Origin of the sequence: Mongoliibacter sp. (assembly GCF_007692705.1) — a bacterium.
GTDB lineage: Bacteria > Bacteroidota > Bacteroidia > Cytophagales > Cyclobacteriaceae > Mongoliibacter.
The window spans coordinates 1-11,602 of record NZ_REBN01000214.1; the positions used below are offsets into that span (position 1 = coordinate 1).

The window sequence follows — 11,602 nt, forward strand, 5'->3', positions numbered from 1 at the left end:
ATTGTGTTTCTTGGTTCCTGTGGAGAGGAGGAAAAGCTTTCAGAGGTAGAATTGCCTAAATTTTTTTCTGACCATATGGTTTTTCAAAGGGGTGAGCCCATACGTGTATGGGGTAAGGGAGATCCAGATAAAACAGTTATAATTTCTTTTGACGGTATAGAAAAGAAAACCAAAGTAGATGAAAATGGACATTGGCTGGTAGCCTTTGATGCCATGTCTGCTTCAGGTCCATTTAAGTTGGAAGTAAATAACATTGTTATCCGTGATGTACAGGTTGGAGAGGTATGGTTGGCAGGTGGTCAATCCAATATGGGAATGGTTATGAGTGCAGGTGTAGAAAAACTGAGCGAAGAAATTGCTGATTCAGATTATCCATTGATCCGTTTTTTTAAGATTCCTCATGATTATGACGCCAAGCCAAAATTCAATATCCGCGGTGGAGAGTGGAGAGTAGCCAACCCTGACAACCTGCTCAATTTTTCAGCTGTGGCCTGGTATTTTGCCAAAAAAAATCACCTTGAAAAAGGAATTCCCATCGGGATAATTGAAAGCAATTGGGGAGGCACACCAGCCGAAGGTTGGACTGATGCTGAAGCACTTTTGCAAATGGAGTTCTACCAAGATAAGGCAGGAGATGTATTGAATAGAAGTGATTATTGGGTACAGGAAGTGATAGATAACAAGGTCAGAGAACTGGAAAGAAATGAATTGGTGGGAGCCGCACGAAATGGGGAAATCCAAGGAGTGGTCAATCCCAATTATGATGACAGTGAATGGCAAACGATCAAACTGCCTGAAGCCAATCCGCTTGAAGATGTGGTTTGGTTAAGAAAAAAAGTCAAGCTCAATGACACCCAGGGCGTGAGGATTCAGTTTGGTGATATCCAGCAATTGGCCCATGTATACGTAAATGGCGGTCGTCTTTTTGTGAAGGATTATGAAGATCAGGTAAGGGACTTTCCTATCCCATCCAGTATGCTCAAAAAAGGGGAAAACCTAATTGCTATTCGGGTTGTCAATACCTGGGACAACAAAGTAATTGTAGGTGAAAAAGGGAATTTTTATCTTAAAACTGCCTCTGGACAAATCAGTTTGGAAGGTGACTGGAAATACAACAATAGAATAGAGGAACCACTACCACCGGTTGAAAAATATAACTGGCTGCCCGGTATGATGTTCAATGCCATGATACACCCCTTACTCAATTTCCCCATAAAAGGTGTCATCTGGTATCAGGGGGAGAGTAATGTTCAAGACCATGAACAATACGAATTGCTTTTTTCGACCATGATCACTGATTGGAGAAGTAAATGGGGTCTTGGTGATTTTCCTTTTTTGTATGTGCAATTGGCCAACTATAAGGAACACAAAGAAGTACAGACTGAATCTGATTGGGCTTTTTTGAGGGAGGCACAAAGTAATGTGCGTAGCCTGCCTAATACTGGTATGGCCGTAACTTTGGATATTGGAGATGCCGGAGATATCCATCCCCGAAACAAGCGGGATGTAGGGCATAGACTTTGGAAAGTAGCCCAAAAAGTGGCTTATAATGAAGAAGTGCTGGATAGAGGTCCGGTCATGTTGAGGGCAAGATCAGTAAATGATATGTTTGTAATTACCTATTCAAACCTGGGTGATGGTTTTTCTATGGAGTTGGGCAGCAAGGTAGAAGGATTTATCATTGCAGGAGAAGACGGGGATTTTTACAAGGCCAATGCCATAATCAGTGGGGAAAATGAAATTCAGGTATCCCATCCGAAAGTCAAAAGCCCTGTAGAAGTCAGGTATGCCTGGGCGGACAATCCTAAAGTGAACCTTTATAATTCAGCTGGTTTGCCGGCAGAACCTTTCAGGTACAAGCTGACAGATATAGATGAGGTCAGGTAAGGTTTGATTCATAAAAATCCAATACTTTCCTTAAACAGGCTGTACTGAATTTTTCGAGTTCAGGGTAATCTGCCTGCTTATCCATCAGGCGTTTTTCTCCTTGGATAAATTCCTTTTGCATAGTTCCTAATGAAGCCTGGAGTTTTTCTTTCCTGTTTTGGTAATCTCGACATACCCATCGGTGGACCTTTTCAGCTTTCCACCAAAGGGAGTCATCTGGATGGGGTCCCGGCTTGATTAGATCATCCAGTGTTTTTGTGGCCATGAAAAATGGCATATATACAGATAGGCAAGGCATTGAGCTAGCAGTAAGCCAGATGGTACTTGGTAGTCCTGACCTGATTTCTGCCACCATGCTTCCTGTAGTCTGACTTGGATTCGTCATACCTGTGGCATGCATGCACAGAGACGCTGTATTGGCTTTTTTCGGGTCAAATTCAGGGTCTGGAATGTTGTGTGTTTTCAGTATGGCTATTGTCTTTTCAATGTCCAAATTGCCCTTGGCTGTTTCGATCAAAGCCATGCTGCAGGATTTGCGGGTTTTTGCCCTGCCGACTTTGGTATATAGAAAATCCGAAAAGTGTTGGCTGAAGGAAAAAGGTTTTGGTTTCTTTTTAAAGTTAAAAGGGAAGTTCCGTTTCTCATTTACCAAATGGATTTTATCAAAATCAGTACCTATACTCAGTCCATTTGAAATACTTCCAAAGCTATGGATTTCTTTTAATACCCAGGATTTTCCGGCAGTTTCCAAAACAAACGCCTGTTGAGCATCTGCAATGATATAGCTGTTGTGGTAATAGAAATTTTTGTCTTGATAACCACCACATGCATCTTGACCATATATATCCAGTAATCCAGTAATACAATGAATGGCTTCTCTCGCTGACGCTGACCTCTCCAATGCCAACCTCAGTAAGTCCATACCTGTAAGCCCAGTATTTTTCTTATTGATCTTTACATTGGTAAATACTGCTTCGTTTCCAATAACAAGCCCAAATTCATTGACACCCATTTCTGCCCCCCACATGTGAAAGGGCTTGGAAAGTATGACTTCGTATGTTTCAGCTACCTGTGGGATTTCAATATAAGTACAGGACAATTTCCGGGTTTTATGGAAAGTTCTGCCTGCATATAGGACCTCATGGGCCTCATCAGGTTCCCGGTCTGAATTTTTCGCGAAAATCAGATTGCCATTTTGTGTATAGTGGGGTAAGGAGACTAAGGTATCACACATAAGTTGTAGGATTTAAAACTGCATGCTCCAAATACCCCCTTGTTCAGCCGGATTGGCATGCTGTAATTCACCGCCTCGGATGAAAAATGGTTGACCGTCAGTGCCCAAGTCCCAGAGTCTTCCCCTAAGGAATACATTTGCACCGACCGTAGCTCCGGATAATGCCAATCTTCCGGGAAGGGCATATTTTAGCCAGGCTTCATGCTCGGTTAACGAGCCCATATCTGTAAAATCCACATCCTTTGGTGCTGCACTACCATTGTAACCCGCCCATGGGAGATTCATGGCTCCGTCTATGGCACAATAGGAATTCACCAACACGATATCTACGCCTTTCATGGCTTCATAACTTTCCGGATACCAGGAGTCTGCACAGACCAAAACACCTACTTTTCCAAAGGGGAGTTGGTACTGTGGGATTTCAGATGACTTTGACGCAGTCACAAAAGGATGCTCAGAATCTATAGGAAATGCTTTTTTTACTTCATTAGGATGGATATTTCCATCTGGAAGAAAAAGGAAGGAGGTATTGTAAAGGTTTGCTTCGGAATTTATTTCAATTTTTGAACCCCTAATCTTGGAGGCTGGTAATATGATACTACCCGCCGATATATGTACCTGATATTCTTGGGCTAACCTGGAAAAGGTGTCTGCATAGATTTCCGCCATTTTTGCAGCTTTCATCCGGAATAAAGTGGCTGCAATTTTATCTGATTCCTCTGCTTTGAAGTTGAAATGCTGAAAAATCGATATGGGATTACTCAGTACCAACCTGGCCATTGCAGCGCTAAGGGAACTGCTTTCAGCCACCGAGATTTTTTCATCTGCGATGACCAGCCAAGTGCCCAAATATTCCGGTAACAGCACTATGCTGTTTTCTAGTATCAATCCCTGTGCAGAAGCTTCAGAAAAGTAAGTATCCATTTTGTTGTAAAATCTTTCGGCTTTGAGGTAGTCCGTTTCCAACATAAATGGTTGTATTCCAATGATATTACCTCTTGTACTGTCGTTTGTTAGAGGTTGGATTTCCTCAGTTAGGCTCATATATCCTGATACTTCAGGCAATTCTCCTGTATGACCTGTTTTCGCCCAGATTATCCAAATTAAAACAAGGGCAGTCAATGTGATGGCTAAGTATCTCATATCAATGAGGAAATTACGTTTCTGGCTGCAGTTTCTCCGGACCTTACTGCACCTTCAATATAGCCATACCACTCAGGAGACGCTTCAGTCCCAGCCCAAAAAACCGAATTTTCACCCATCGACAAGGCATCCTCGTATTTGGTCCATGCATTCGTAGGGTACAAAGCGGCATAGCATCCCTTGCTCCATTTTTCGTCGGTCATGGTGAAATCCTCATAAAAAAGAGGACTTGCAGCCTTCTCCCCGAAATAGTCCACAAGTTTATCCAATAAGCTTTTTTCCCTTTCTTTCTTGGTTTTTTTGAAAAACTGCTCTGCCCTGTCTGCAATGGTAAAGGCCAGAATCACACCATACTCGCCATCTTTGGGTGAACTGTCAAAAATGGACTGAAAAGGAGAATTTTCGTCCGCAAAAGCTTGTCCACTGAAACCTTCTTTTCGCCAAAAAGGCTCTTTGTACACCATAAAGCATTTCCCCACTGTCCCCATCTCCAGTTTTTGTAATAGCCCCGATTTTGAGGCAGCAAGCTGAGGGTGAAATTGTATATCTCTGGCTAGCGGAGGAGGAATGGCCATGATGAGCTTTTTAGCTTTCAGCTCAAAGCCATCTCCACGTACCCATATCTCATTATCAAAGGAGCGCACTTCCTTCACTGCATGATTGTAATAAATATGCTCTTGAAAAGGTGCTGTGATCTTTTCTGCCAAGCCCTGCATACCCCCCACAATCCGGTGTTGCTGAGCACCATCCTGGATGTTGATCAATGTATTTAGGTTTCTTCCAGATTTGAAATAAAATAGGGCATGCAACAAGGAAATTTCCTTTAGTTTACTGGCGAAAACTGTTTCTAAGGCGATATTGATTACTTTACGGCAGGTTTTTGTATAGCTGTGTTTTCTTATAAAATCCTCTAAGTTCAATTGGTCCCAGGTGGAGGCTTTTGGATGATTCCAAGGCGAGGAGCTGGTGATTTCTTTCGCCATGGATTCCAATTTCCTCATCAGCCAATCCAAATTGAGCAATGAAAAAATATCCAGTCTAGGAATCAAACCTTTGTATTTCTTGATTTTGCCATTGAGGTCAAGGATATGCCTGCCCTGATTATAAGTCTCATAAATCTCTATACCATATTCTTCACATAAGGCATACATCTTGTCCTGCCCGGGTCCTATCCACTGACCACCGAAATCAAGGTATTTACCATTTTCGAATCTTTTGGTGTAAACCCTTCCTCCAATACGGTCTCTGGCTTCAAGTAAGACAAAGGAAATATGTTGTGCATGTAAAGTTTTGGCTGCTGCCAGACCGGAAAAACCAGCCCCGATGATAATTACGTCTTTCATGAAGGGTTTATTGGGTTTTGGCCAAGTAGCCAATTGTCAATTTAATCAAAATATCAGAACCATAAATCAATCTTCTCTCCTTTATCCAGTTCCAGCACCTGGCTATTTCCTTTATAATAGACCTTGACTTTTCCGCCAGTAGGACCACTGATAGAAGCCTTATTTAGCTTACCCGCAGACCACTCCAAATCTACCATGAAATTTCCCCTTGCCTTCAGTCCAGAGATCTTGCCATCAGGCCAAGCCGAAGGCAATGCAGGCAAAAGGTGAATAAATCCATCATGGCTCTGGAGGAGCATTTCTGCTATTCCGGCGGTATATCCAAAATTCCCATCGATCTGGAAAGGTGGATGCGCGTCAAAGAGGTTGGGGTAAAGGGAAATCTCAATCAACTTTCTCACATGTTCATGCGCCATTTCTCCATCCATCAATCTGGCGGAAAAATTGATTAGCCAGGCCCTGGACCAACCTGTGCCGGCACCGCCATGTGCCAGTCTATAATCGAGGGTTTTCCTTACGGCGTCAAACAATTCCGGTGTCTGGGTTTGGGTGATCGCATCGCCTGGATGAAAGGCGTAAAGGTGGGACATATGTCGATGGCCTTTTTCCGGCTCTTCATATTCCTGATCCCACTCCAGCAATCTTCCATCCGAGCCCACCTGAAGTCCTGACCTGAGTGCTTGCTTTTTTGCTTTTATCTCAGTTAACAAATCACTCTCTAATCCCAAAATTTCGTTTGCCTTGATGAAATTGTCAAAAACTTCCGCAATGATCTGCTGGTCCATGGCCGCTCCGATTGTACTGGCTACAGCATCACCATGCTGGTTGATAAAACTGTTTTCCGGAGAAGTGGAAGGGGAGGAGGCCAATTTTCCATCCAAAGGATGAGGGACAATCCAGTCTGCATAAAAGGCAGCAATTTCACTTAAGGCCGGCAATACCCTTTGTTCCAGAAAGTCCTTGTCCTGTGTAAACTGATACCTTTCCCAATAGTGCTGCATCATCCAGCCTCCTGCACCCAGCCAAGAGCCCCAGTAGGCTTGGGCTGCCTGAAGAAAGGTCATCTTCCAAAGGTCTGTGCCATGCCCGAAAGCCACACCCCTCATGCCGTAAGTTTGCTCGGCTGTTTTTCTGCCACTGGGAAAAAGGGCATCGGTAAAGTCAAAAAAAGGATCGTGCAACTCACTGAGGTTGGTTACCTCAGCGGGCCAATAATTCATTTGCAGGTTGATATTCATATGGTAATCCGCATTCCAGGGAGCAGCAATATGCCTGTTCCATATGCCCTGTAAGTTGGCTGGTAGTGTGCCAGGTCTTGAGCTTGCGATCAGGAGATACCGGCCATAGTCAAAAAGTAATTTTTCCAGATGCAGGTCTATGCCTCCTGCTTTTACACTTTCTATCCTGACATCAGTAGGAATGGTATCGGCTGCTTTTTCACCCAATTGAAATTTCACTCGATTGAACAAAGCTAGGTGGTCTTCTTGGTGCGTTTGTAAGAGTGCCTCAAAGCTTTTATTCTTGATGGCCAGGAGATCCGCTTGGTTTTTTCCTCTGAAATCACTGTGATAATAGGAAGTATTGGCTACCAGTTTGATGGTAAGGTTTTTGACTTTTTCCAGAGAGATGGCAGATGCTTCAGCTTTTAAATTTCCTCCCTGATTTTCCAACCAAACCAAGGTCTGGAACCTGACCCCATGAAGTATCGGGGCAGGTTTGGAATCAATCATTCCACTTCTTTGGGTGACCTCCCCATCCATCTGAAGGATATTTGCTGCTACTGCCTGCGTTGTGGCAGTAGGAAAACCCTCGTCAAGAGGCCTGTCCAGCCTGATTTTACCATTCAGTCCATCCGGGTGGGCAGTTGTAATTTGGATGATGATTGCTTGATCAGGGTTGGTAGTGAATACTTTTTGTTCAAATGCATGTCCATCATGAGAGTAGCTCACAGAGGAAACTGCATTTTCCAAGTCCAGGCTTCTTCGATAGTCTGTGATATTTTGATGGTCGAAATCCAGCCATAAATCTCCCATGGTCTGATGGGAGCGGGTAATGCTTTTTCTGGAAAACAAGGCCACTAGAAGTGAGTCTGCTTTTTTGTTTTCTCCCTTAACCAGCAATTCTCTGATATAGGCCAAGTCTTCAGGTTTTCCCTCTGCCAGTCCCCAATCATCCGGTCCTCCCGGCCAAAGGGAATCTTCATTCAATTGGATTCTTTCTGTGGAGGTGGCACCGAAAACCATGGCTCCCAATCGCCCATTGCCAAGAGGCAAAGCTTCTTCCCAATTTTCTGAAGGTTGGGTATACCATAATTTGCTTTGGGCATATGAGCTTGTAATTGAGGATAGACTTATGAAAAAAAGGAGCAAAGAAAAAAGCGAAGACTTCATGGGATTGGGTTTAGGATATCAAAATCCTGAATATTTACCGAATCCGCAAGTAGTCTCCGCCTTTGGGCAAGAATAAGATGACTGTAGGTGAAAAATGGTGTTTCACTTAAAAGTGAAAAGCAAACCTGATTGCCCTGAGTGGGATCATGCTCAAACCAAGGGAGTTGGTTCTTTGGGTGTTGTTAACATTATTTTCGAACGTGCCTTCAAACCTCGAATTACTGTAGTTGAGATTGGCTGCTGTTTCTGCAGATACTGAGAAATGCTGGGTGAAGTGATATCGCATTCCTAAAAATCCTATAGTTCCGATATTAAAAAAATTATCTACTTGATTGGTAAATACTCGTCCGTCTGTTGTATTGCTTGCGTCAAAATAGAAACGGCCATATCCAAGTTCAAGGTCAACACCGTAATATCCAATGATGCGGGATTGGATTTGCTTTTGCCATTCCTTTCCCAGAAAGACACTAAAGTTTTGGTTGTTTCTGGAGATGTTTTCAGGAGTGGAATTATCGCTTTCTGTGGAAGAAATACTTGCTCCTATTCTGGCTCCAAGTCGAAAGGCTACATCATTTCCCTTTTTACTGACATAATGCTGACGGTATAAAAGATTTGAGGGGTAATTACCACCAATGATCGGTGCTATATCCAAAGAGAGTTCATGTTTTGTTTCCGAATAATCAAAAACCGGATCTGAAGATTTTTCCTGTGAGAATGAACTAAAAGAAATGGCTGTAATCAGAAATGCAATGGCTAGTGCTTTTTTCATAAAAACTGATAGAGGATGTGAAATTATTATTCTTTACGTCCATATTAAAAATTAAGTCTTAAAAAGTTAATTTTTTTTTTAAACTGTTAGTAGTGAGTTGTTTTAATTTTGACTGATCAAAAAATTCCTGAATTCCTCCGTATCAAAATTGCTCATTCCCTCCTGATAGAATACAATTTCTCCTTCAGGATTAATGACCAGCGTGGTAGGAATGGATTGACTTTGGAGGGAAGCATTGAGGCCGTAGCTCGCATGGACTACTGGAAAGGTAAAATCTTTTTTATCAATATAGTCCTTGCTCTTTGCTAATTCCTTGTCTAGGGCAATCATTAGGAACTCGAGATTTTCTTGGTCTTTCACCTTTTTGTAAAGCTCTGAAATATGCGGCATTTCAGCCCTGCATGGGGGACACCATGTCGCCCATAAGTTGATGAAAACTGTCTTACCCCTGTAATCAGCCAAGTTTACCATATTTCCTTCAAGGTCTTGAAACCTTCCCGTGTAGTCAAAGGACCTGTTGGTTTTATCTTCCAGGGTGATTTTTGGCTTGATCAAACCTGTGCTGAGGAGTAAGGATTGTAGGCCTCCCATAATTGGAGTGATCAATCCTGTAAAATATAAGAATGCGAAAGCAGCCAGGATGATGCCCCAACTTTTGAATTCTTTTTTCCAATCCATTATTTTTAAATTTTTCTTTCCCTAATTGAAGTTGACAAAGGTACTTTAATAATTATTTGGAGTTTGTGATTTTTAGTACCAATCCAAGTTTTGAATTTTTGGAGGGGATTAGCCTGATAGAAATTTCTGTAAAGGCTATTATTCAAAAGCATTTTAAAATTCACCTTAGGTTTGATGTTATGGTGTTTAAGGAAAAAAAATGCCGCCGGAATTGCCTCCGACGGCCTGTTCATTTAAAAAAGTTCACCCACTAGGTTTTAACGTTTTATTAAACGCTCGGTCATAATAATATCACCGGTTTTGACTTGAACCAGATACATGCCGGTTGCCAATCCATCCAGGTTTAAGGTTTGGATGAATGTTTCCTCACGGTAAATGCTGTCCTGAATTACTACTCTTCCAACAGCATCGAATACCCTGATTTCAATTTGTACACCTTCGTCCAAATCCACCATTAAATTCGTTTGGTTTTGCGCTGGATTTGGAAAGAGTATAAATCTGTTTGGTCTGATTTCTCTCGTAAGCTGGATTTCTCTGCTGATCGTCTGTCCAGCCCTATCCGTACTGGTAACTTGTATGGTGAATTTAGCTGGCACCTGGCTTCCTTTCCAGATCAATTGATCGCCATTCAATTCAACCAGTTCGTTTTCCACTAAGTTGTAAACATGGATATTGTCAATTGGGTCTATGGTGTTAAGGGTTCCAATTAATTGTCCAGACCGAAGATCATTAGCTAGTTGATTATTATTGATAGCAATATCCAGAGCCAAAGGTTTTTCTAGAACCAAGACACTGATTGCAATCGGCTCATTCAATTCGTAGAATTCGTTTACTTCCAACTCTGCGGTCAAGGCATATATCCCAGGCTGAAGTGAATTATAACTTTCAGTAGAAATGTTCATTTTGATTTGCTTACGGTTGAACCATTTCATACTCTGGGTAGCAATTTCACCTTTAATGATTTCTACCGGGGTGTTCCATGCCACTGTGATCAATTCAGGTTCCTGATCTGCTCTGTATAAGATATTGCAATTACCGATATAGGATCCTGGATTTCCATTTATCAAAGCTTCTACTGCATTTGCGCTTACACATATGGTCTTCCGCTTGCCATTTGGCGTCACATGACAAACCTGAACTTTGTTCTGGCCTGCTTTTCCACAAGAGGCTTCTACAGATACTACTTTTGAGAAGATGTTATTGGCGACACAATTGCCATCAATATTGATTTCAACTTTGTATTCTCTAGTAAAGTCCTCTGATGCAATAACAGTGTATGTTGATTTAGTTTCACCCGTTAGAATGGTAAAGACATCTTCATCCGCATTTTTGAAATACCACTGGTAATTCACTTCAGCATCTAACGACGGCTTAAAGTCCGCAGTAAGTGTAGTGCTGGAAGGTAATCCCAATGAATTGGCTGCTCCATCGAAGATGACCACATTGCCATTTTCATTCGGTTTTTCGCTTGACTTAATAGTCACTTCAAATACCGTCAATTTAGAATCGGTCTCAGAGCCACTTAGGTTTCCAGAACCCGGAATAAATTCGCTTATGATTTCATAGCTTGAACCTCTTGGCAAATCAATTGAGATGTCACCTGAGAATACGCCATTAGTTGAAGAGTCTATAAAACCTATTTCTTTATCGCCAACTCTAAAGATTACTTTCCCGCCTTCAGTATCCGCTTCACCTTGAATAGCTGTATTTTTAGTTTTCACTGTAGCAGTCAGCGTTACCTTATTCCCATCACAGTTAGCAATTGCGTCTTGGACAGTGATCGTGGTAGGGGCAGGAGTTATGTTTGCAGTTGTTTCGGCCGTAACTGATGTTAGACTGTAGTTTGTGTTGTCAATCGAAACATCTGCAATAACTGTCCAGGTACCAACATTTGCTTCTGCAAACGCAGCGTTTTCAACTGAAACGTTTACAACGTCCCCAGAGATCACATCCTCCGCCGGAACACTTCCAGTAGCTTCTGCATCTGTATTTCCGTCATATGTTTTATCCTCTGCATCTATTGTGGCAGTAAGCTCTTTTGCAAAGATTTCCGCTTCATCGGAAGCCGTTCTTGAAGTTAAGCTGTAGTTTGTATTGTCGATTGAAACATCTGCAATAACTGTCCAGGTACCAACATTTGCTTCTGCAAACGCAGCGT

General features: G+C 42.2%; 8 protein-coding genes. 1 reads left to right on the forward strand and 7 read right to left on the reverse strand.

Features of this window, described 5'->3' with window-relative positions:
* Positions 1-1,887, forward strand: a 1,887-nt coding sequence (locus EA341_RS15135; RefSeq protein WP_367127620.1) for a sialate O-acetylesterase, incomplete at its 5' end; no start/stop codon positions are given.
* On the opposite strand, the gene EA341_RS15140 is transcribed toward EA341_RS15135, so the two are convergent.
* The 7 genes from EA341_RS15140 to EA341_RS15170 all read right to left on the reverse strand — a co-directional run.
* A complete protein-coding gene (locus EA341_RS15140; protein ID WP_293016004.1) occupies positions 1,880-3,121 on the reverse strand; it encodes a carcinine hydrolase/isopenicillin-N N-acyltransferase family protein in 1,242 nt (413 codons plus the stop codon). The genes EA341_RS15135 and EA341_RS15140 overlap by 8 nt on opposite strands.
* 12 nt (positions 3,122-3,133) lie before the next feature.
* Positions 3,134-4,264: a nitrilase-related carbon-nitrogen hydrolase gene (locus tag EA341_RS15145; protein ID WP_293016005.1), complete on the reverse strand. Its 1,131-nt coding sequence runs from the start codon at positions 4,262-4,264 to the stop codon at positions 3,134-3,136.
* Positions 4,261-5,607 carry an FAD-dependent oxidoreductase gene (locus tag EA341_RS15150; protein WP_293016006.1) on the reverse strand — a complete coding sequence of 449 codons (1,347 nt, stop codon included), beginning with the start codon at positions 5,605-5,607 and terminating at the stop codon, positions 4,261-4,263. The genes EA341_RS15145 and EA341_RS15150 overlap by 4 nt, the downstream gene beginning before the upstream one ends.
* A gap of 53 nt (positions 5,608-5,660) precedes the next feature.
* The gene (locus EA341_RS15155; RefSeq protein ID WP_293016007.1) at positions 5,661-7,997 is read right to left on the reverse strand and encodes a glycoside hydrolase family 95 protein; all 2,337 of its coding nucleotides are present in this window, start codon (positions 7,995-7,997) and stop codon (positions 5,661-5,663) included.
* A gap of 106 nt (positions 7,998-8,103) precedes the next feature.
* Positions 8,104-8,766, reverse strand: coding sequence for a hypothetical protein (locus EA341_RS15160; protein WP_293016008.1), 663 nt, complete (start codon positions 8,764-8,766; stop codon positions 8,104-8,106).
* A gap of 102 nt (positions 8,767-8,868) precedes the next feature.
* Positions 8,869-9,444, reverse strand: coding sequence for a TlpA disulfide reductase family protein (locus EA341_RS15165; protein ID WP_293016009.1), 576 nt, complete (start codon positions 9,442-9,444; stop codon positions 8,869-8,871).
* A 257-nt stretch (positions 9,445-9,701) separates the two neighbouring features.
* Positions 9,702-11,602, reverse strand: a 1,901-nt coding sequence (locus tag EA341_RS15170) for a T9SS type A sorting domain-containing protein (protein WP_293016010.1), incomplete at its 5' end; no start/stop codon positions are given.